Consider the following 19,252-nt stretch of genomic DNA (forward strand, 5'->3'; position numbering starts at 1 on the left):
CCGCGGCAAGAACGGGGAGCAGTTTCACGCTTTTCTCCTAGTGGCCACCATCGGCAGCTGGTTGGGCTGCATGGTCGCCTTCACCTGGGCGTAAACGCGTTGTCCCGCAACGGGAACGAGATCCCACCGGGTGGCGATCGTTGCGGCGGCGATCGCGATCTCCGTGTGGGCGAGGAAATGTCCTGGGCAGAACCGGGAACCCGCGCCGAACGGGATGAACGCGCCCTTGGGCACGGACACGGCCCGGGAGGGTTCCCAGCGGTCGGGGTCGAAGCCGTCCGGGTCGGGGAACCAGCGGGGGTCGCGGTGCAGAGTGTGTTGTGAGACCGCGATCTCCGAGCCCTTCCGCACGAGCACGCCACCGATCTCGACGTCCTCGCGGGCCCGGCGCATCAGGATGATCGGCGGAGTGCGGCGCAGCACCTCGTTGATGATCCGGCCGGTGTACTCGAGCTTCGCCACGTCCTCGAACGTCGCCGGCCGGTCACCGAGCACGGCGTCGACCTCGGCGTGGAACCGTGCGCGAACGTCCGGCCGCGTGCCGACCTCGTGGAAGAACCACGCCAGCGCCACGGCCGTCGTCTCCGCGCCGGTGGTGAGGATCGTGACGACCTCGTCGTGGATCTGCTCGTCGGTCATCGCCTCGCCGGTGTCCGCGTCACGCGCGGCGAGCAGTGCCGACAGCAGGTCACCGTGGTCGGTGCCTTCCTTCCTGGCGCCGACGACGACCTCGGGGATGATCTTGCGCAACCGAGCGGCGGCCTCGTCGAACTCGCGGTTCGCCTTGAGCGGCAGCTTTTCCACGAACGACGGTGAGAACGCGCGCACCAGCACGTGCTTGAGCATGATCGGGACGGAGTGCTTGATCTCGGCCAGCACCCAGGGGCCGAGGTCCGCGGAGAACAGCGTGCGGCCGGCGACGGTCATCACGAAGTCCTGCATCACCGCGTCGAACTCGAGCCGCTGACCGTCGTGCCACGAGTCGCGCAGCTCTGCCGCCAGCGTCGTGATCACGCTCTCCGCGTACGTCGAGACCCGGCCGCGGCTGAACGCGGGCAACATCATCCGGCGCTGCCGCTGGTTGAACGCGCCGTTCGAGGTCGCGAGCCCGTTGCCGAACAGCGGGCGCATCTTGTCGAACACGATGCCCTTGTCGAACTTGTCCGACGTGAGCAGCTCCATCGCCAGCGCGGGGGTCGTGACCAGGTACACCGGTAGGGGACCGAGGAAGACCCTGACCACGTCACCCTTCGCGGGTAACGACGCCAGGAACTCGACCGGCGACCTGAGCAGCGTGACGGTGTGCCCGATGAGAGGCCATCGGCCCGGCACCGTCGTGACGCTCGGCATCACCATCACCCTCTCGTGCGACCCCGAACAACCTAGGGCTCTGGCGCCAGTGGTGGCGAGCAGATACACACGATCGGATGCTGATGCGCTCGTCCGATCTGGTGTGCGGACGTACGCTCGGTCCGTGAGCAGCGACCTCGGCTGGGTCCCACCAGGTGTGGACACGACGGTGCCGTCACCGGCACGGGTGTACGACTACTGGCTCGGCGGTGGCCACAACTTCGCCCCCGACAGGGTGCTGGCCGAGAGGATCCTGCAGATCATGCCCGGCGTCCGGGACGCGGCACGGCTGAACAGGTCGTTCCTGCGCAGGGCCGCGCTGCACATGGTCGAGCGGGGCGTCCGGCAGTTCCTCGACATCGGCTCCGGCATCCCGACGGTCGGCAACCTCCACGAGATCGTGCAGGCGGAGGCCCCGGACGCCCGCGTCGTCTACGTGGACAGGGACGAGGTGGCGGTCGCGCACAGCGAGCTGATCCTGGCCGGCAACGGCAACACCGACGTCGTGCAGGCGGACCTGCGCGACCTCGACGCGATCTTCGACGCCGACCCGGTCCGCAAGCTCATCGACCTCGACCAGCCAGTCGGCCTGTTCATGTTGCTGGTGCTGCACTTCGTCCCGGACGAGTGGGACCCGGCGGCGATCGTCGGCGCGTACCGCGACCGTCTCGTGCCCGGCAGCTTCCTCGCGTTGTCGCACGCGTCGGCCGAGGCGAAGCCCGCCGGCATGGACGAGGCCGTGCAGGCCTACAACGTCAAGAGCTCCCAGAACCAGGCCTTCCCGCGCACGCACGACCAGGTGCTGGCGTTCTTCGGCGGGTTCGACCTGGTGGAGCCGGGTCTCGTCAACTGCCCGTCGTGGCGCCCGGACGGCGAGGGCGACTTCGCGGCGAACCCGGAGATCAACGAGATCCCGTTCGCGGGAGTCGCTGTCAGGCCCTGACAACCGCTGACGACGGATGGTCAGCCGACGGTCAGCGCCGGTCGGCACCTTGTGAGCAACACCGACTCACAGGGGGCAACACCATGAAGAACGTCCTGATCTCCGGCGCCAGCATCGGCGGACCCGCGCTCGCCTACTGGCTGCGCCGCTACGGCTTCAACGTCACCGTGGTCGAGCGCTACCGCGGCATGCGACCCGGCGGCCAGGCCATCGACGTCCGCGGCCCGGCGCTGGAGGTCGTCGAGCGAATGGGCCTCGGCGAGCAGCTGCGGTCGTTCGACACGAACATGCGCGGCATGAACGTCATCGACGACGACGGCAACGAGCTGTTCAGCTCGACCACGCACACCCTGAGCGGCGGCGACCTCGCCAGCCCCGACGTCGAGCTGCTGCGCGACGACCTCGCCCGGATGATCTTCGACGCCGTGGAGGGCGTGGAGTACCTGTTCGACGACACGATCACCTCGATCGACGGCACCCGCGTCACCTTCGAGAAGGCCGAGCCCCGCGACTTCGACGTCATCGTCGGCGCGGACGGCCTGCACTCCAACGTGCGTCGGCTCGCCTTCGGGCCGGAGTCGGACTTCATCAGCCACCTCGGCATGAACCTCGCCGTCTTCACCGCGCCGAACTTCCTGAACCTCGACCACTGGCAGACGTTCCAGCAGGGCGAGATCGTCGGTGGCGGCATCATGAGCGCCCGCGCCAACGCGGAATGCCGTGTCTACATGGGCTTCAACGGCCAGGTCGACTTCGACTACCGCGACGTCGAGGCGCAGCGGCAGTTGATCGCCGAGAAGTTCGCCGACGCCAAGTGGGTGTGGCAGACCGCGCTGAAGCACATGTGGGAGGCGCCGGACTTCCACTTCGACGCGATGGCCCAGATCCGCATGGAGACCTGGTCGAAGGGCAACGTGGTGCTGCTCGGCGACGCCGGCTACTGCGGTTCGCCGATGTCCGGTCAGGGCACCAGCATGGCGCTGGTCGGCGCGTACATCCTCGCTGGAGAGCTCCGCGACAACCCGGAGATCGCCTTCCAGCGCTACGAGGAGATCCTGCGGCCGTACGTGACGGCCAACCAGGACATGGCGCTGAAGAACCTGGAGCGGGGCGGGGCGCCCGGCGACGACTTCGCCGAGGTGGTCAACAGCCTCACGCTCCCCACGTACTGAACAGGTTCTCGATCGCGGCGGCGACCTCCGGGTCGTCGCCGCGATCGGCGTCCTCCCAGGCGTGTGACGCGGTTGACGTTCCAGTAGCAGCTGGCGGCCTTCCCCTTGCGGGACAGGCGTTCCACCTGCCGGGAGCAGACCCAGTTGTTGTCCTCCACGACGACCACGTCACCACCGCCGTGCGGCTGGTGGTGACGGGTCCCGTGCCGCGGACGTCCGGGAAAGCCGTGTTTCAGTCGTCCACGTGAACCTGGCCGGCCGCGCGGCACCGGTCGTTGACCGTCGAGTGGTAGACGAACAACGTGGTGTCGGGGAACGTGAGCCGGTAGGTCTGGCCCGGCCGCTTGAGGCCGCTGTCCGGGCCGCCGAGGTACCTGCACGGCTGGGGCGGGGTGAGCCCCTTGCGGACACGTCCCAGGCCGGGGCCGCGGAACACCCACTTCACGCTGTCACCCGGCTTGATGTAGATGACCTCCGGCTTGAACTCGTCGCCGATGAGCTCGACGACGTGCGTCTTGCCGGGCGTGGCGTCGGCGGCCGGGACCACCACGGCCGCGAGTGCCAGGGTGAGCGGGAGCAGAAGTGTGCGCATGTGCCTCTCCGATGTCGAACCGAGGAGCGGCGGATCTCCATGATCCCAGCAGACATCGGAGGTGTCCACGGATTGGCTCAGACCATTGACGACAAAAGGGATTTGTAGCCAGGCTGAGAACGGGTCGCCGCCCCTCGGCTCTTAAGGAGGAGTCGTGAGAACTCGCGTTCTCGCCGCAGTCATCGCTGTCAGCGCGGCGCTCTCCGTGAGTGCGCAGTCGCAAGCCGCCGAACCACTGCAGAGCCTGGTGCCGGTCCCGGTGTCGGCGCAGGCCAGGTCCGGTGTCACGCACACGCTGACGGCAGCCACGAAGATCTACACCGCCCCTGCCGCGAGGGACGTCGGCACCTTCCTGGCGGGCGTCCTGCGCCCGTCCACCGGCTACGCGCTGCCGGTGTCGGACACGAGCGGAACCCCGGCCGACGGCATCTCGTTGCTGCTCTCCGGCGCCCCCGCAACGGTCGGTCAGCAGGGCTACCAGCTGGACGTCGCGGCCAACGCCATCGTCGTGCGCGCCAATACGTCGGAGGGCTTGTTCGCGGGCGTGCAGACGCTGCGGCAGCTGCTGCCCGCCGCCGTTGAGAGCGCGACCACGCAACCCGGTCCGTGGACCGTGCCGGGCGCGCTGATCGTCGACTACCCGCGGTTCTCCTACCGCGGCGCGATGCTCGACGTGGCACGCCACTTCCACCCGGTCGCGTCCGTGAAGCGCTACCTCGACCAGCTCGCGTTGTACAAAATCAACTACTTCCACCTGCACCTGAGCGACGACCAGGGCTGGCGGATCGTGATCGACAGCTGGCCGCGCCTGGCCACGTACGGCGGCAGCACGCAGGTCGGCGGCGGCGCCGGCGGCTACTTCACCAAAGCGCAGTACAGCGAGATCGTGCAGTACGCGGCCGCGCGCAAGATCACGGTGGTCCCCGAGATCGACATGCCCGGCCACACCAACGCCGCGCAGGCGTCGTACGCGGAGCTGAACTGCAACGGCCAGGCCCCGCCGCTGCGCACGGACATCGAGGTCGGCTACTCCTCGTTGTGCGTCAACAAGGACATCACCTACCAGTTCATCGACGACGTGGTGCGCGAGATCGCGGCGCTCACGCCCGGCCCGTACTTCCACATCGGCGGCGACGAGGCGCACGCGACCTCCGACGCCGACTACCAGGCGTTCATGAACCGCGCGCTGCCGATCGTGAAGAAGTACGGCAAGACCGCGCTCGGCTGGCACGAGTTCGTGAAGACCACGACCGACACGACCGCCATCCCGCAGTACTGGGGCACCACCACGTCCAACGCGACCGTGCAGGCGGCGGTCCAGCGCGGCAACAAGGTCATCATGTCGCCCGCGAACAAGGCGTACCTGGACATGAAGTACAACTCCAGCACGCCCCTGGGCCTGTCGTGGGCCGGCCTGATCGAGGTCCAGACCGCCTACGAGTGGAACCCCGGCACACACCTCAGCGGCGTCACCGAGGCTTCGGTCCGCGGCGTCGAAGCTCCACTGTGGACCGAGACGATCGTGACCTCGCGCGACATCGAGTTCATGGCGTTCCCGCGCCTCTCGGCGATCGCCGAACTGGGCTGGTCGCCGTGGTCCACGCACAACTGGGACCAGTTCAAGGTGCGCCTGGGCGCCCAGGCCCCGCGCTGGACCACCATGGGCATCAACTTCTACCGCTCCACCCAGGTCCCGTGGGACACCGGCGGCCCGCCGCCCGGACCGTGCTCACAGCCCGCGTGGGACCGCGCGGCGGTCTACACCGGCGGCAACGTGGTGTCGCACAACGGCCACAAGTGGACCGCGAAGTGGTGGACGCAGGGCGAGGAGCCCGGCACCACCGGCCAGTGGGGCGTCTGGCGTGACGACGGCGTCTGCTGATTGAGTGGGTGTGGGCCGCGGGGCTTTCCTCGCGGCCCACACCACTTCCGAGGGGGCCTTCGTGCGGGTACTGGTCACGAACGACGACGGCATCGACTCGCCCGGCCTGTTCGCTCTCGCTCGCGCCGCTTCGTCGCTGGACTGGGAGGTGCTGGTCGCCGCGCCGTCCACGGAGGCGAGCGGAACCGGTACCAGCCTCGCGTCCACCTCCGGCCGTTCGCGGATCCAGTTCGAACGACGGCAGGCCGAGGGCTTCGAAGCGCTGGCCGTACCCGCGCATCCCGGGCTGATCTCGTTCGTCGCCTGCCACGGAGGGTTCGGCTTCAAGCCGGACCTGGTGCTGTCGGGCGTGAACCTGGGCGCGAACGTCAGCACCGGAATCCTGCACTCGGGCACCGTCGGCGCGGCCCTGACGGCCGGTGTCCGCGGGGTGTCGGCTCTGGCAGTCTCGCTGGACGTCGACTGGGACGGATCCGAACCGCTGTGGGACACGGCAACCCAGGTCACTCAGGCGGTGCTGCCGATGCTCGCCGCGATGCCCGCCGCCACCGTGCTCAGCCTCAACGTGCCGAACGCCGCGACCGTGCGGGGAATCGAATGGGCTTCCATCGCGCCGTCCAGCCCGTACCAGGTGCAGATCGAGGCGAGCGGCGACGAACTGAAGCTGAGCGCGGTCAGAACAGGACTGGAGCCTGTGCCCGGCACGGAGGTCGCCTTCCTGGCCTCCGGCTACGCGACCCTGACCGCGCTGAACTCGGTGTCGGCTGTCACGTCCGGCCTGCCTTCCCCGGCTTGGCCAGTGTGATCACGAGCCCGATCAGCGCTGTCCGCACCTCGAGGAAACTCTCCGTGGTCACGTCGTTGAGCGAGAACGCCAGCATCCCGAAGGCCAGTAACAACAGGACGCCGTACATGCGCGCGAGGTCGTGCCGCCACGCGCAGGCCACGCCCAGCGCCCCGATCCCGAGCTGGATGATGTGGTAGTTGGGGTCCAAACCGAACACGTCGAACCATCCGAACGCGAGCTGCAGCAGCCCTGCGCTGAGGGTGAGCATCTGCGGCCTCGTGAACTCCAGTTCGTTGCTCAGCAAGGCCATCGTTTCTACCCTTCGGATCGCCGCCAGACCGCGTCGTACTGTGCTTGTCGTTCGCGGTCCTGCGCGGCGTTTCGCTCCCGGCGCCCCTCGGTCGCCGACCCCCGTGGGTACCCGTACTTCGTGAGCCGGTAATCCACGCTTTCGGGTGCATAGGACAACGCGAAGTACAGTCCTACAACGAAACCGAGCCCACCGCACGCGATTGCCAGCGGCCACGGCGACCCGAGCCCGAACACGAGCGCGAGGGCGATGACCGTGACGAGCGGTGTGACCTGCGCGAGGCTGCGCACCGTGAAGCGCACCAGCCACTTCGGACCGGTCACGTCGTCGTAGACGAACTCGCGATATTTCTGGGGAACCCTGCCGCCCGCGTAGTACCAGAGCTTCAGCACGGGGTTCATCTCGTGGCCTTGGCGATCACTTTGTGCAGCACCTCGTTCAGCTGCGCGAGCTCCTCGAACGTCATGTCGAGCTGCTCGACGACCTTGAATGGGATCTTCAGCGCTTCTTTCCTGAGCTCCTGGCCCTGCGCGGTGAGGGTCAGCGCCAGCGCGCGCTCGTCGGCCTTGTCCCGTTGCCTTTGGACGTAACCGATCGCCTCCAGCCGCTTCAGCAGCGGGCTGAGCGTGCCGGGGTCGAGCTGCAGGACGTTGCTCAGGTCCTTGACCGTGCGCGGCGACCGCTCCCAGAGGGCCAGCATCACCAGGTACTGGGGATGGGTGAGGTTGAGCGGCTCGAGGATCGGGCGGTACACCGCGATCACCGTGCGGGATGCCACGGCGAGGGCGAAGCAGACCTGCCGCTCGAGTTCGAGCGGGTTCTCGGGGATACTTGGTGTACTAATCATTTGTGTACACAGTAACTCGCGGGCGCGCTCGGATCCAGGAGATGTGGCGCGTCAGACTCAGGCCTTGCCGGGGTTGAAGAGGTTCAGCGGGTCGAGCGTGTTCTTGATCGACTGCTGGATGGAGCACACGTCGGGGCCCAGTTCGCGGATCATGCCGTCGCGCTTGAGCAGGCCCACGCCGTGCTCGCCGGTGACGGTGCCGCCGAGAGCCAACGCCTCGGTGATGATGTCTTCGAACGCTGCTTGGGCGGCGATGCGGGCGTTGTCGTCGCCAGGTGGGGTGATCAGCAACGGGTGCAGGTTGCCGTCGCCGGCGTGCGCGATGGTGGCGATCTGGACGCCGTGGCGGGCGCCGATCTCCTCGATGCGGGCGAGCATCACGGGTACCGCCGACCGCGGCACGCAGACGTCTTCGGTGAGCAGCGGGCCGAGGCGTTCGAGGGCCGGGTAGGTGAGGCGGCGGGCGGCGAACAGGGCTTCGGCCTCGGCCGAGTCGGTGGAACGCTCGGTCCAGACGGCGCCCGCGTCGGTGAAAGCTGCGGTCAGGCCGTCGGCGTCTTCGGAGGTTTCGGCGCGGGCCAGCAGCATCGCTTCGGTGTCCGGTTCGATGCCGAGGTGCTTCCAGTCCTCGACGGCCTGCAGGCACGCGCGGTCGATCAGCTCCAGCGCGGCTGGTTGCAGGCCTCGGCGTGTGCAGAGGGCGACGGCTCGACCTGCGTCGACGAGGCTGGCGAACGCGCCGACGACGGTGGCCGACGGGCGCGGTGCCGGGCGCAGGCGCAGGGTGATCTCGGTGACGACGCCGAGCGTGCCCTCGGAGCCGACGAGCAGGCTGGTCAGGTCGTAGCCCGCGACGCCCTTGTTGGTGCGCCTGCCGAGCTTCACCGCGGTGCCGTAGGCGACCGGGCCGCCCATCACGACCTCGAGGCCCAGCACGTAGTCGCGGGTCACGCCGTACTTGAGGCAGCACAGGCCGCCCGCGTTGGTGGCGACGTTGCCGCCGATCGTCGACCACGGTGAGCTGGCCGGGTCCGGTGGGTACCAGAGTCCTTGCGCGGCAACGGCTTTCTGGAGGTCGTCGTTCACCACGCCCGGTTGCACGACGGCGAGGAGGTTGTCGGGGTCGATCTCGACGATCCGGTTCATCCTGCTGAGGTCGAGGACCAGGCAGCCGTCGGTCGCGTTGGCTCCGCCGGACAGGCCGGTGCCCGCGCCACGGGGCACGATCGGGATTCCCTGATCAGCACAGGCCTTCACCGCGGCCTGGACGTCCTCTGTGGACTGCGGACGGAACGCCGCGGCAGGCGTGCCCGCCGGTGCCCACTCGGCCTCGTCGTGACTCAGGTTCTCCAGGGTGGCCGGGTCGGTGAGCAGACCGGGCAGGTCCAAGGTCGTCATGACGGGTCCACCGGTTCCACGTCGCTCAAGGTAGCCCGGTGCGTCCGCTGCTGCCAGATTTTCTGTCAGTCACTGTCAACGTGTCGGCCGCGCGCTACGGGGTAGACGACTGGCATGGCCAGCACCACCGTCGTCATCGCCACGCGGAACCGTTCCGCCAGCCTGCTGCGGACGCTCACGCACCTCAGCGAGCTCGCGGTTCCCGTGATCGTCGTGGACAACGCGTCCGACGACGACAGCGTTGCCCTTGTGCGGCAACGGTTTCCCGAGGTCCGGGTGCTGGAGTCGCCGGTGAACCTCGGCGCGGTGGCGCGCAACCTCGGCGTGCGGGCGGCGCGGACACCGTTCGTGGCCTTCGCCGACGACGACTCGTGGTGGGCGCCGGACGCGTTCGAACGAGCCGAACCGATCTTCGAAGAGCACCCGGATCTCGCGGTGCTCGCCGCGCGCACTCTCGTGGGCCCGTTGGAGAAGCCGGATCCCATCACGCCGTTGCTGCGCCACAGCCCGTTGGGCGAGGGCGTCGCGGGACCGGCGGTGCTCGGGTTCATGGCCTGCTCGGCGATCGTGCGGAGGCAGGCGTACCTGGAGGTGGGCGGATTCAGCCCGGTGCTGTTCTTCCGCGGCGAGGAAACGCTGCTGTCGTGGGACCTCGCGGCAGCGGGGTGGGCGCTCTGCTACGTCGAGGACGTGGTGGCGCACCATCATCCGGCTCCCGAACGGGCTCCGGGCGGCGATCTCGTCGAGCGGCGCAACGCGGTGCTGGCCTCGTGGATGCGACGGCCGGTGCGCCAGGCGTTGGCGGCGTCGCTGAAGGACCCGCGGGCGTTCCGGGCGGCCGTTCCCCGGCTGCGCCAGGCGCTTCGGCAGCGGCGCGCGCTGCCGAAGCACCTGGAGACGCAGATCAGGAAAGCGAGCGGACCGCCGCGGCGAGACGCGTGATGCCCTCGTCGATCTGCTCCGGCGTGACGCCCGAGAACGCGAGGCGCATCTCGTTGTCGCCGCCCTCCAGCAGGAAGTCCGAGCCCTTCACGAACTCGACACCGTGCTCCTTGGCGACCCCGAACAGCTTCTCGATCGACACACCCGGCAGCTCGACCCACATGAAGTAGCCACCCTGCGGCGCGGTGAAGACGGCCTCCGGGAGCTCGCGCTGCAACGCGGCGACGAGGGCGTCGCGGCGGGCGCGCAGGGCGGTGCGGACGTTGACGACCGACTCGTCGAGACGGCCGGAGCGGCAGTACGAGTTCACGATCGACTGCGCCACCATGTTCGGCGAGATGTACGTGGTGGTGGCGATGTCCTGGACCTTCTTGATGACCGCCTTCGGCCCGACCAGGTAGCCGCAGCGGATGCCGGGCGCCATGGTCTTCGAGAACGACGACGCGTAGACGACCTTCTCGCTCTTGTCCTGCGACAGCATGGTCGGCAGGGCCTCGCCCTCGAAGCGGACCTTGATGTACGGGTCGTCCTCGAACAGGACGAAGTCGTACTTGGCCGCGAGGTCGAGCAGCCGCGCGCGCTTGGCCTCGGACAGCGTGTAGCCGGCCGGGTTGTGGAAGTTCGGGATGATGTGCGCGAGCGACGGCCGCACACCGCTCTCCAGCAGCTGCTCGAGCGCGTCGACGTTGATGCCGTCGGTCTCCAGCTCGATCGCGTGGATCTTGGCGCCGCGCTGGCGCAGGTTCAGCAGCGTGCGGTCGTAGGTCGGCGCCTCGACCACCACGTCGTCGCCCGGCTGGACGAGCAGTTCGAACAGGAACGCGTCCGCCTGCATCGAGCCGTTGGTGACGAGCACCTGCTCCGGCTCGACACCGTGCTGCTCCGCGATCCACGCGCGCAACGGCACGTAGCCCACGCTCGTGCCGTACGCGAACGTGCCGCCGGGGTCGGTCGTGAAGGCCTGTTGCGCCGCGTCGCGCAGGCCCTCCTGGTCGATGATGTCGAGAGAGGGCGCTCCGCGCGTGAACAGGATCGAGGCCATGCGCGGAGCGTACAACTCCCACAATCTGGGCTACGGCCCATATACGTATGCGTTGAGCTGGCTCACCGCCTGCGCCGCGCCGCCGAGGTGATAAAGATCAACTGCCAGGAAGTTCGGCTTCTTCCTGGCCGCGGGCTGACAGAACTGCTGCGCCCGGTTGCCGAGCTTGCCGTTGTCGGTCGTGGCCGTGCCGGTGAACGGGACGTCGCGGAAGTGGTTCATGACGAACAGCGGCTGGAAGCTGCCCGTCGCCGTGAGTGGTTTTTCATCCCATCGGCTGTAACAGGACCAGTCGGAACTGCCGAGCCCCGAACCCATCGACCAGTAGTTCTCGACCGTCCAGTCCTTCTGGTACAGCACGCCCGAGTCCTCGCGGCCGTCCTTGCCGTGGTCGGTGAAGATGATCAGTCGCTTGTTCGCCGCCTGCAGCTCGCTGCGCTTCGGCCATCCGTTCTGCGGCACGCCTTCCGCCCGGTACAGGACCTCGCCCAGCCCCTGCACCCGGCGGAGTTCGGCGCGCAGGGTGCTCGCGTCGACGTAGTCCTCCAGGAAGACCGTGATGATCTCGCTTCGGTTGGCGCGCAGGAAGTCCACGATCCGCTGCAGGTCGACGTTGAGCGCCACCGGCCTGCTCACCAGCGTGCAGCTGTTGTGGCACAGGATCGCGCCGTCGGGCGTCTGGTGGATGTCCAGCATGAAGCCCCGCACGCCGTCGCCCAGTTGTTGAACGATGCCGCGCGTCTGGTTCTTGGCGAGGTTGACGAACGGCGGCGCGAACCCGCCGTCCACGCCGTTCGCGTAGGCGTTGTGAGCCGTCAGGAACGTCATCTGGTCGAGCCGCGGGTCGGCCGGCATCGGGTCGGTCCGCGCCTGGACGGGCGTCAGGTACCAGCGGGACTCACCGCCGAGGCTGAAGAACTCCCATTGATCACCGAACTGTTTCGGGTCGTGAACCGTATCCCCCTGTGAGCACGAACCCATGGTGAGCTGACGGGTGATGCACTGGCCCGGCGAGTCGGTGTTCTCGAACCTCCCGTCGCTCAGCCGCCATTGCTGGTGGTCCTCGTTGCCCTTGGGGCGGCGCAGGGCGAGTCCAGTGCCGCTCTGGGCGACGTTGAGTCCGGTCCTGACACTGGTGATGTAGTACGTGCCCGACGGGGCCGCGTTCGCGGTGGTGGGCACCAGGGGAAGTAGCAGCAGGGCTGCGACGGCAGGGAGGTATCGCACGGTGACCAGGGTCACCCATCTGAGTGAAACATGAAACGCCCTCAGCCGTTTGGACGTTTAACACTGTGGGTATCCCACGCGTCGTTCGGCTCTCTGCACAGGTAGTACAACTCCACGGCAGCCGTCGCCCAACCGAAGGGTTCGGGCCGGTTCTGAGCGCCGCCTTCACAAGCCGCGCAGGGTTCGACTCCCTCGGTTGCCACTTGTTCCAGTCGTCGTTCCCGCGGCGAGAAGACAGGCGTCGTGGTCGACGGACCGCGACGCCTTCTTCGGCTCAGAAGGGCGGATCGCCGCCGGACGCGAAGTCGGCCTCTTGCTGATCGGAATCCCGTGGTTCCGGGCCGCCTCGGCGTCGGCCCAGCGCGCGCAGCCGATCGCCCGCGTACTCCAGCGCCTCGCGCAGTTGGTCGGTGGTCGCCTCGGCGCGGCGCTCAACGCCCATCAGGTCGTTCAGCTCCCGGTTGACCGAGCCCGGATGGCGCCGGGTCTCCTGGGCGAGCACGAAAGCCGCCTTGTTGAGCGAGCTGCGCAACGACTGCTTGGCCGTGCGGGACGCGACCTCCCGGGGGCTCACCGAGGCTCCCGTGGGCCACGATCGCGGCCAGCTGCTCCCGCACGTACCGCAGGCCTGCCCGCAGCTGCTCGTCGGTGGCCGTCCGGCGGGTCCGCACCCCGATCCGGCGGTTCACGTCGCGATTCCCCTCCCGCGCGGGGCGCAGGGTCCAGCGGGCGAGCTGCCTGACCTGGGCGGTCAGGGTGCGGTGAAGTGGCGAAGGGGTGCACGGCGGCCTCTCGATCATCATCGGTCTCCAATGGAACTCTGTGTGACCTCACGATGACAGACAGGTCTGACAATTTTGGAAGCCCAGCTCAGGGGCGGTTTCGAGCATCCGTCCGGGCACGAAAGAGCCCGCCCGGCAGTACGCCGAGCGGGCCTCGAAGAGCTGAATCAGATGGCGCGGACCGCCTGTGCCTGCGGCCCCTTCTGACCCTGGCCGATCTCGAACTCCACGCGCTGCTGCTCTTCCAGCGACTTGAAGCCGTTGCCCTCGATCTGCGAGTAGTGCACGAACACGTCCGGACCGCCGCCGTCCTGCGCGATGAATCCGAAGCCCTTCTCGCCGTTGAACCACTTCACGGTGCCCTGCGCCATACCGATTGCTCCCTAGATGTTGGTCCCCCGCCAAAGCGGGGTGCGCGGGGCAGTCTGCCAGTGGTCGGTCTCTCTCACATCGTGGTTAGCCCGGTGGTGTGACGAAGTAAGTTGAACCGGGTACCACCGAGAGGAGCAGGGATGACGAACTGGCTGGACGTCGCGCACGAAGTGGCGGCGACGCTCAGGTCCGACGCGGCGGACCGGGACCGGGCGAACCAGCCACCCACCAAAGAGGTGGAACTGCTCCGGCAGAGCGGCCTGCTGAATGTCAGCGACTGGGCGCAGGAGATGAAGATCGGCCGTGTCATCGGGGCCGCGGACGCCAACGTCGGCCACCTCCTCGGGTACCACTACCTGCAGATCTGGCGCAGCGGACTGTTCGACACCCAGTTCAGCGTCCAGCCCGACCAGTTCTGGGCCGGCGTCAGCAACCCGCTCGACGCGGCGCTCGAGCTCACGCCCGCCAAGTCCGGATACGTCCTCAACGGCCGCAAGACGTTCGCCACCGGTGCCGCCGTGGCCGACCGCCTCGTCGTCAGCGCCACCCGCACGGACAACGGCGAGAAGCTCACCTTCCTGCTCGACGGAAAAGCTCCGGGAATCACCTACCTGGACGACTGGGACAACATCGGCCAGCGCCTCACCGCGTCCGGCGGCGTCACCTTCGAGAACGTCGAAGTCACGGAGATCCTCGGCGTCCAGCCCGCCAACGAGGACCCGCGCGTCAGCCTCGCCGCCATCGGGTTCCAGCTCGTGCTCGCCCAGCTCTACGTCGCCATCGCGGAAGGCGCGCTGCAGGAAGCCGCCGACTACACCCGCACCAAGACGCGCCCGTGGTTCGTCAGCGGAGTCGAGGTGGCGACCGAAGACCCGTACATCGTCGCGGCGTACGGCGAGATGGTCTCCCAGACGAAGGCCGCCGGACTGCTCGCGGACGAGGCCGGCAGGCAGCTGCACGAGGCGACGGAGCTCGGCCGCCACCTCACGCCCGCCAAGCGGGGCGAGGTCGCCGTCGCCATCTCCGAGGCCAAGGTCGTCAGCACCAAGCTCGTCAACGAGGTCACCAGCCGGATCTTCGAGCAGGTCGGCGCGCGCGGCACGGCGGCCAAGTACGCCGTGGACCGCTTCTGGCGCAACGCCCGCACGCTCACGCTGCACGACCCGGTGGTCTACAAGGCCCGCGAGGTCGGCGAGCACTTCCTCACCGGTGCCCGCCCCGCCTACACCGGGTACAGCTGATGCAGCCGGTCCTCGCCGACTCGGTCAGGCTCACCGACGACGGTGTGCTGATCCTCGACCGCCGCGAGTTCCCGTTCGAACGCAACTGGGTGCTCTGCCGGACGGCCGAGGACGTCGCGCGGGCCATCGAGGACATGGTCACCCAGTCCTCGGGCCCGTACTTCGCGGTCCTGTACGGCATGGTGCTCAAGGCGCGCACTCTCGAAGGAAAACCCTTCGCGCAAGCACGCGCCGAGCTCGCCGCCACGGCGGCACACCTCGAAAACACCAGGCGCACCAACAACGCCCTGCGCAAGGCGACCAAGATCGTCCTGGACCACGTCGACGCGACCCAGGACATCGCTCAGGCGTTGGCAGGCGCGCACAAAGGCGACGCGGCCTACCGCGCCAAGAGCCAGGCGTTGGGCGAGCACACGGCGAACCTGCTGCCCCAGCAGGCCACCGTCCTCACCCACTGCTGGGCCGACCTCTACCTCACCGAAACGGTCAGAGCCGCCCAGAACCAGGGCAAGCAGCTCCGGTTCTTCTGCACCGAGACCCGCCCCTACCTGCAGGGAGCCCGGCTCACCGCCGAGACGTTGATCGAGATGGGCGTCGACACCACGCTCATCACGGACGGCATGGGCGCGGCCGTGCTGCAGTCCGGCGAAGTGGACGCATTGGTCACGGCGGCCGATCGGGTCACCATGGACGGGCACGTCGTCAACAAGGTCGGCACACTGGGGCTGGCCGTGGCCGCGCACGCGTTCGGCGTACCGTTTCACGCCCTGGTGCAGGCACCGGACCGGCACGCGCCCACGGCACAGGACGTGCCGATCGAGCACCGCGACGGCGCCGAGGTGTTGCAGGTCCTGGGCAGACCGAGTGCCACGCCACGGGTGAAGGGGCTGTACCCGGCGTTCGACGTGACGCCGCCGAGGTTCGTCACGAACGTGGTGACGGACAAAGGGGTGTACGGCGCCGGGGAGCTGGACAAGTACTACGAGGGAGAACAGCGGTGAGCAAGTGGGTCGTGCTCGACATCGAGGGCACGCTGAGCGCGACGGACCAGGTGCTGGTCGTCCTGTACGACTACGCCCGCCCGAGGCTCGGGCCGTGGATCGAGCAGCACGGTGACGACCCCGTGGTCGCCGACGCGGTCAAGCAGATCAAGGAACTCAGCGGCCACGACGACGTCGTCAAAGCGCTGCACGACTGGATGGACGCGGACCAGAAGGTCACGCCGCTCAAGACGTTGCAGGGCCTCATCTGGCAGCAGGGCTACGCGCAGGGCGACCTCACCGCGGAGTTCTTCCCGGACGTCGTCCCCGCGATCCGCAAGTGGCACGACGACGGCGTGAAGCTCGCGATCTTCTCGAGCGGCTCGGTCGCGGGCCAGATCGCGTTCTTCCAGCACACCACCGACGGCGACCTGACCCCGTTGCTGGAGCACCACTTCGACACGGTCAACGCGGGCCCGAAGCGCGAAGCCGCGTCGTACCGCAAGATCGCGGAAGTCCTGCAGTCCGACGACATCACCTTCTACAGCGACGTCCCGGCCGAGCTGCACGCCGCGCAGGAGGCGGGCTGGAAGACGGTCGGCGTCGCGCGCGCCGGTGAGCCGTACGGCAACGCCGACTTCACGCCCCACCCGACGGTCTGGGAACTCTCGTGACGGCAGAGCTCGCCCGCGAGTGCGTCCGCTACGCCCAGATGGGCTGGATGCGGGGCACTTCGGGCAACCTTTCCGTTGTCCTGCAACGTGATCCGCTCCGACTCGCGGTCACCGTCAGCGGCGTCGACAAGGGTGAGATCACCGCCGAGGACAGCGTGGTGATCGACTCCGATGGTCTCGCCGTCGACTCGCTGAAGATCCCCTCCGCGGAAGCCGGCCTGCACGCTCGGATCGCGCGAGTGGCGGGCGCGGGTGCTGTGGTGCACGTCCACGCGCTGGCCCCGGTCGTCGCGGCCGAGCACTGGCCCGACGGCGTTGTGCTGCAGGACCTCGAAATGCTCAAGGGTTTCGGACGTCAGGCGCACGAGGAGGTCGTGGTCCCGGTCGTCGGGAACTCGCAGGACATGGTCGAACTCGGTGACGCGTTCGAAAAGGGCTTCGATCCAGGAGTTCCGGCGCTGCTCGTCGCACGGCACGGCGTGTACGTGTGGGGCGACGACCTGATGCAGGCCCGGCACCGCTTGGAATGCCTGGAGTGGTTGCTGCGCTTCAAGGTGGAGACGCGAGACATCTTTACGGGGAGGCACTCATGACGCTGCTGACGGTGTGGCCGGACTCCGGCCCCGAGGAGACCGTGCTGCGCACCACCGACGCCGAGGAGATCGCCACCGCGCTCAAGGAGCACGGCGTGCGCTTCCACCGGTGGTCCGTTGTGGACGGTGTCACCGCCGAGAACGCTTTGCGGATCTACGAAACCGACGTCGCCCGCGTCAGCGAGACGGAGGGCTACACCTACGTCGACGCGATGGAGATGACCCCGGCCGACACCGACGAGTACCGCGCGAAGGCCGTCGAGTTCCGCAACAAGTTCCTCGCCGAGCACACGCACGACGACGACGAGGACCGCTACTTCGCCCGTGGTGCAGGCGTTTTCTACCTGCACATCGGCGACAAGGTGTACGCGGTGTTCTGCGAGGCGGGCGACCTGCTGAGCGTCCCGGCCAACACCACGCACTGGTTCGACATGGGCACCACGCCCGACTACGTGTCGATCCGGTTCTTCCACGACGACGACGGCTGGATCGGCAACTTCACCGGCAGCGACATCGCGACGAAGTTCCCGACCTTCGACGAACTCCGTTCAGGCATGTGAAAAGTTCGCCTACCTGAATCTAGTTCCGGAACTTGAATCAGCTATTGATCCCTCCGCCTTCGTGCCCCCAAAGTGGTACAGACCACTTATCGAAGGTCGGAGGGATTCAACGTGGAAACCCCTGCACTCCACACCCGTCGTTCCGTGCTCGCCCTTGCCCTCACCACGCCTCTCATCGTGGCCCCGGCGGCTCAGGCCCTCGCTCAGCCGCCGTCCGCCCAGGATGTGTCGGCACAGTGGGTTTCGGCGCCGTACACGTACACGATGCAGAAGCCGTACAACCTCGCCTTGAGCAGCCGGTACACGTTCTCCGGCGGCGTGCACACGATGTGGGTCTACGACTACGACCAGCCCCACACCCAAGGCAGCCCAACGGATCCGCGCACCGAGATGCGCTTCAACCAGGAGTACTCCAGCGGCTCGCGCGCCTGGGAGGGCGAGATCTACATCCCGGCCGGTGTGAGCGGCCCGACCGTCGTGCAGATCCTGCGCGGCAGCCGCCCGGACGGCACCCGCGCCACCGACGTGATGCTCAATGTCGTCAACATCAACGGCGGCACCCTGCGCAAGGACAGCGACCAGGTCATCGCCACCGGCATCTACAACAAGTGGTTCAGGATCCGCGTCGAACACACCGCCGTCGCGGGCGGCCGCGGCACCGTCAGGACCTACTACAACGGCGCGTTGAAGCTCACGCATCCTGATGAGGGCCCGGCGACGCGCTACTTCAAGAACGGCGTCTACCACCACGGCAGCGGACGTGCGGAAGCCCGCTTCCGCAACATCACGTACTGGACCCAGTGACCGGAATTTCGGCGTAGCCCGAACGTTGCAGACTCCGGCCTCGGTGTGGTGATTCTGGTCCAGACCCCTAACCGAGGCCGGAGGCTTCCTCGTGACCCTGCCCCGTCGTTCCCTGTTCGCGCTGCCCGCGGTCGCTCTGCTGGCAACGCCCGCCACGCCCGCGCACGCCGCGCCGGCGTGGACGCAGAAGCCGTTCACCTACAAGATCCAGAAGCCCTACAACCTGCCGGAGAGCGCGCGCTACAAGTTCGAGGGCGGCGTCCACTCCATGTGGGTCTTCGACAACGACAAGCCCATGAGCGAGGGCAGCAAGACCGACCCGCGCACCGAGATGCGCTGGGACCAGGAGTACTCCAGCGGCCAGCACGCGTGGGAGGGCGAGATCTACGTCCCCAGCGGCGTCAACGGCCCGACCGTCATGCAGATCCTGCGCGTGCGCGGCGGCGACCCCGGAACCCCGGCCACCGACTTCATGATCAACGCCACCAACGCCAACGGCGGCACGCTCCGGTACTACACGAGCACGGTGATCGCGTCCGGCATCTACAACAAGTGGGTGCGCATCCGCGTCGAGCACTCCGCGGTGTCAAGCGGCACCGGCAAGATCAAGGTCTTCGCCAACGGGGTGTTGAAAGCGACGGTGTCCGACCGCGGCAAGGCCACCCGCCACTTCAAGAACGGCGTCTACCACCACGGCAGCGGACGCGCGGAGGCCCGCTTCCGCAACATCACGTACTGGACTCAATGAGCATTT

The 19,252-nt window shown here is 68.0% G+C and carries 22 protein-coding genes; 12 read left to right on the plus strand and 10 right to left on the minus strand.

What is annotated here, in order from left to right:
- Positions 1-24: 24 nt before the first annotated feature.
- A complete protein-coding gene (locus ABZ345_RS16810; RefSeq protein ID WP_359848697.1) occupies positions 25-1,350 on the minus strand; it encodes a cytochrome P450 in 1,326 nt (441 codons plus the stop codon).
- Between the two features lie 124 nt (positions 1,351-1,474).
- Between ABZ345_RS16810 and ABZ345_RS16815 the strand changes: the two genes are divergently transcribed.
- Entirely contained in the window at positions 1,475-2,293 is an 819-nt protein-coding gene (locus ABZ345_RS16815) for an SAM-dependent methyltransferase (protein WP_359848700.1), read from the plus strand.
- 83 nt (positions 2,294-2,376) lie between these two features.
- Positions 2,377-3,465, plus strand: a complete 1,089-nt coding sequence (locus ABZ345_RS16820) for an FAD-dependent monooxygenase (RefSeq protein WP_359848703.1) — start codon at positions 2,377-2,379, stop codon at positions 3,463-3,465.
- Between the two features lie 232 nt (positions 3,466-3,697).
- Here the strand turns inward: ABZ345_RS16820 and ABZ345_RS16825 are convergent, their stop codons facing one another.
- Positions 3,698-4,057: a hypothetical protein gene (locus ABZ345_RS16825; RefSeq protein WP_359848705.1), complete on the minus strand. Its 360-nt coding sequence runs from the start codon at positions 4,055-4,057 to the stop codon at positions 3,698-3,700.
- Positions 4,058-4,262: 205 nt separating this feature from the next.
- Between ABZ345_RS16825 and ABZ345_RS16830 the strand changes: the two genes are divergently transcribed.
- Positions 4,263-5,939, plus strand: a complete 1,677-nt coding sequence (locus ABZ345_RS16830; RefSeq protein WP_359849082.1) for a family 20 glycosylhydrolase — start codon at positions 4,263-4,265, stop codon at positions 5,937-5,939.
- Positions 5,940-6,000: 61 nt separating this feature from the next.
- The gene (locus ABZ345_RS16835) at positions 6,001-6,744 is read left to right on the plus strand and encodes a 5'/3'-nucleotidase SurE (RefSeq protein ID WP_359848708.1); all 744 of its coding nucleotides are present in this window, start codon (positions 6,001-6,003) and stop codon (positions 6,742-6,744) included.
- Here the strand turns inward: ABZ345_RS16835 and ABZ345_RS16840 are convergent.
- The 4 genes from ABZ345_RS16840 to ABZ345_RS16855 are packed head-to-tail and all read right to left on the minus strand — an operon-like array spanning position 6,707 to position 9,281.
- Positions 6,707-7,036: a hypothetical protein gene (locus tag ABZ345_RS16840; RefSeq protein ID WP_359848711.1), complete on the minus strand. Its 330-nt coding sequence runs from the start codon at positions 7,034-7,036 to the stop codon at positions 6,707-6,709. The genes ABZ345_RS16835 and ABZ345_RS16840 overlap by 38 nt on opposite strands.
- 5 nt (positions 7,037-7,041) lie before the next feature.
- The gene (locus tag ABZ345_RS16845; RefSeq protein ID WP_359848713.1) at positions 7,042-7,437 is read right to left on the minus strand and encodes a DUF5313 family protein; all 396 of its coding nucleotides are present in this window, start codon (positions 7,435-7,437) and stop codon (positions 7,042-7,044) included.
- Positions 7,434-7,883 carry a MarR family transcriptional regulator gene (locus tag ABZ345_RS16850; protein WP_359848716.1) on the minus strand — a complete coding sequence of 150 codons (450 nt, stop codon included), beginning with the start codon at positions 7,881-7,883 and terminating at the stop codon, positions 7,434-7,436. Before ABZ345_RS16850 ends, ABZ345_RS16845 begins: the two co-directional genes overlap by 4 nt.
- A gap of 57 nt (positions 7,884-7,940) precedes the next feature.
- On the minus strand, positions 7,941-9,281 hold the full coding sequence (locus ABZ345_RS16855) for an FAD-linked oxidase C-terminal domain-containing protein (protein ID WP_359848719.1): 1,341 nt from the start codon (positions 9,279-9,281) through the stop codon (positions 7,941-7,943).
- A gap of 114 nt (positions 9,282-9,395) precedes the next feature.
- Here ABZ345_RS16855 and ABZ345_RS16860 point away from each other — a divergent pair, with 114 nt between their 5' ends.
- Entirely contained in the window at positions 9,396-10,223 is an 828-nt protein-coding gene (locus ABZ345_RS16860) for a glycosyltransferase (RefSeq protein ID WP_359848722.1), read from the plus strand.
- On the opposite strand, the gene ABZ345_RS16865 is transcribed toward ABZ345_RS16860, so the two are convergent.
- The 4 genes from ABZ345_RS16865 to ABZ345_RS16880 form a co-directional block, all read right to left on the minus strand.
- Positions 10,186-11,265: a PLP-dependent aminotransferase family protein gene (locus tag ABZ345_RS16865; protein WP_359848725.1), complete on the minus strand. Its 1,080-nt coding sequence runs from the start codon at positions 11,263-11,265 to the stop codon at positions 10,186-10,188. The two genes, ABZ345_RS16860 and ABZ345_RS16865, sit on opposite strands and share 38 nt — an antisense overlap.
- A gap of 30 nt (positions 11,266-11,295) precedes the next feature.
- Positions 11,296-12,492: a PI-PLC domain-containing protein gene (locus ABZ345_RS16870; protein ID WP_359848728.1), complete on the minus strand. Its 1,197-nt coding sequence runs from the start codon at positions 12,490-12,492 to the stop codon at positions 11,296-11,298.
- A gap of 274 nt (positions 12,493-12,766) precedes the next feature.
- Positions 12,767-13,066, minus strand: coding sequence for a hypothetical protein (locus ABZ345_RS16875; RefSeq protein WP_359848731.1), 300 nt, complete (start codon positions 13,064-13,066; stop codon positions 12,767-12,769).
- Positions 13,067-13,441: 375 nt separating this feature from the next.
- Positions 13,442-13,645, minus strand: coding sequence for a cold-shock protein (locus tag ABZ345_RS16880; protein ID WP_045310287.1), 204 nt, complete (start codon positions 13,643-13,645; stop codon positions 13,442-13,444).
- 141 nt (positions 13,646-13,786) lie between these two features.
- Between ABZ345_RS16880 and ABZ345_RS16885 the strand changes: the two genes are divergently transcribed.
- The 7 genes from ABZ345_RS16885 (at position 13,787) to ABZ345_RS16915 (ending at position 19,246) form a co-directional block, all read left to right on the plus strand.
- Positions 13,787-14,887, plus strand: coding sequence for an acyl-CoA dehydrogenase family protein (locus tag ABZ345_RS16885; protein WP_359848736.1), 1,101 nt, complete (start codon positions 13,787-13,789; stop codon positions 14,885-14,887).
- Positions 14,887-15,888: a s-methyl-5-thioribose-1-phosphate isomerase gene (locus tag ABZ345_RS16890; protein WP_359848739.1), complete on the plus strand. Its 1,002-nt coding sequence runs from the start codon at positions 14,887-14,889 to the stop codon at positions 15,886-15,888. Before ABZ345_RS16885 ends, ABZ345_RS16890 begins: the two co-directional genes overlap by 1 nt.
- On the plus strand, positions 15,885-16,541 hold the full coding sequence (mtnC, locus tag ABZ345_RS16895; RefSeq protein WP_359848742.1) for an acireductone synthase: 657 nt from the start codon (positions 15,885-15,887) through the stop codon (positions 16,539-16,541). Before ABZ345_RS16890 ends, mtnC begins: the two co-directional genes overlap by 4 nt.
- Positions 16,538-17,134 carry a methylthioribulose 1-phosphate dehydratase gene (gene mtnB, locus ABZ345_RS16900; protein ID WP_359848745.1) on the plus strand — a complete coding sequence of 199 codons (597 nt, stop codon included), beginning with the start codon at positions 16,538-16,540 and terminating at the stop codon, positions 17,132-17,134. The genes mtnC and mtnB overlap by 4 nt, the downstream gene beginning before the upstream one ends.
- Positions 17,131-17,694 carry a cupin gene (locus ABZ345_RS16905; protein WP_359848748.1) on the plus strand — a complete coding sequence of 188 codons (564 nt, stop codon included), beginning with the start codon at positions 17,131-17,133 and terminating at the stop codon, positions 17,692-17,694. Before mtnB ends, ABZ345_RS16905 begins: the two co-directional genes overlap by 4 nt.
- A 111-nt stretch (positions 17,695-17,805) precedes the next feature.
- Positions 17,806-18,498 (plus strand): polysaccharide lyase family 7 protein, encoded by a 693-nt coding sequence (locus ABZ345_RS16910; RefSeq protein WP_359848751.1) that lies wholly within the window; start codon positions 17,806-17,808, stop codon positions 18,496-18,498.
- Between the two features lie 91 nt (positions 18,499-18,589).
- Positions 18,590-19,246 carry a hypothetical protein gene (locus ABZ345_RS16915; protein ID WP_359848754.1) on the plus strand — a complete coding sequence of 219 codons (657 nt, stop codon included), beginning with the start codon at positions 18,590-18,592 and terminating at the stop codon, positions 19,244-19,246.
- Positions 19,247-19,252: the final 6 nt, after the last annotated feature.

The sequence above is a fragment of the Lentzea sp. NPDC005914 genome (assembly GCF_040629405.1).
Taxonomy (GTDB): domain Bacteria; phylum Actinomycetota; class Actinomycetes; order Mycobacteriales; family Pseudonocardiaceae; genus Lentzea.

Coding starts and splice junctions, on each gene's coding strand:
- ABZ345_RS16810 (WP_359848697.1), bottom strand. CDS start 1,350: ATGCCGAGCGTCACGACGGTGCCGGGCCGATGGCCTCTCATCGGGCAC.
- ABZ345_RS16820 (WP_359848703.1), top strand. CDS start 2,377: ATGAAGAACGTCCTGATCTCCGGCGCCAGCATCGGCGGACCCGCGCTC.
- ABZ345_RS16825 (WP_359848705.1), bottom strand. CDS start 4,057: ATGCGCACACTTCTGCTCCCGCTCACCCTGGCACTCGCGGCCGTGGTG.
- ABZ345_RS16840 (WP_359848711.1), bottom strand. CDS start 7,036: ATGGCCTTGCTGAGCAACGAACTGGAGTTCACGAGGCCGCAGATGCTC.
- ABZ345_RS16845 (WP_359848713.1), bottom strand. CDS start 7,437: ATGAACCCCGTGCTGAAGCTCTGGTACTACGCGGGCGGCAGGGTTCCC.
- ABZ345_RS16850 (WP_359848716.1), bottom strand. CDS start 7,883: ATGATTAGTACACCAAGTATCCCCGAGAACCCGCTCGAACTCGAGCGG.
- ABZ345_RS16855 (WP_359848719.1), bottom strand. CDS start 9,281: ATGACGACCTTGGACCTGCCCGGTCTGCTCACCGACCCGGCCACCCTG.
- ABZ345_RS16860 (WP_359848722.1), top strand. CDS start 9,396: ATGGCCAGCACCACCGTCGTCATCGCCACGCGGAACCGTTCCGCCAGC.
- ABZ345_RS16865 (WP_359848725.1), bottom strand. CDS start 11,265: ATGGCCTCGATCCTGTTCACGCGCGGAGCGCCCTCTCTCGACATCATC.
- ABZ345_RS16880 (WP_045310287.1), bottom strand. CDS start 13,645: ATGGCGCAGGGCACCGTGAAGTGGTTCAACGGCGAGAAGGGCTTCGGA.
- ABZ345_RS16885 (WP_359848736.1), top strand. CDS start 13,787: ATGACGAACTGGCTGGACGTCGCGCACGAAGTGGCGGCGACGCTCAGG.
- ABZ345_RS16890 (WP_359848739.1), top strand. CDS start 14,887: ATGCAGCCGGTCCTCGCCGACTCGGTCAGGCTCACCGACGACGGTGTG.
- ABZ345_RS16905 (WP_359848748.1), top strand. CDS start 17,131: ATGACGCTGCTGACGGTGTGGCCGGACTCCGGCCCCGAGGAGACCGTG.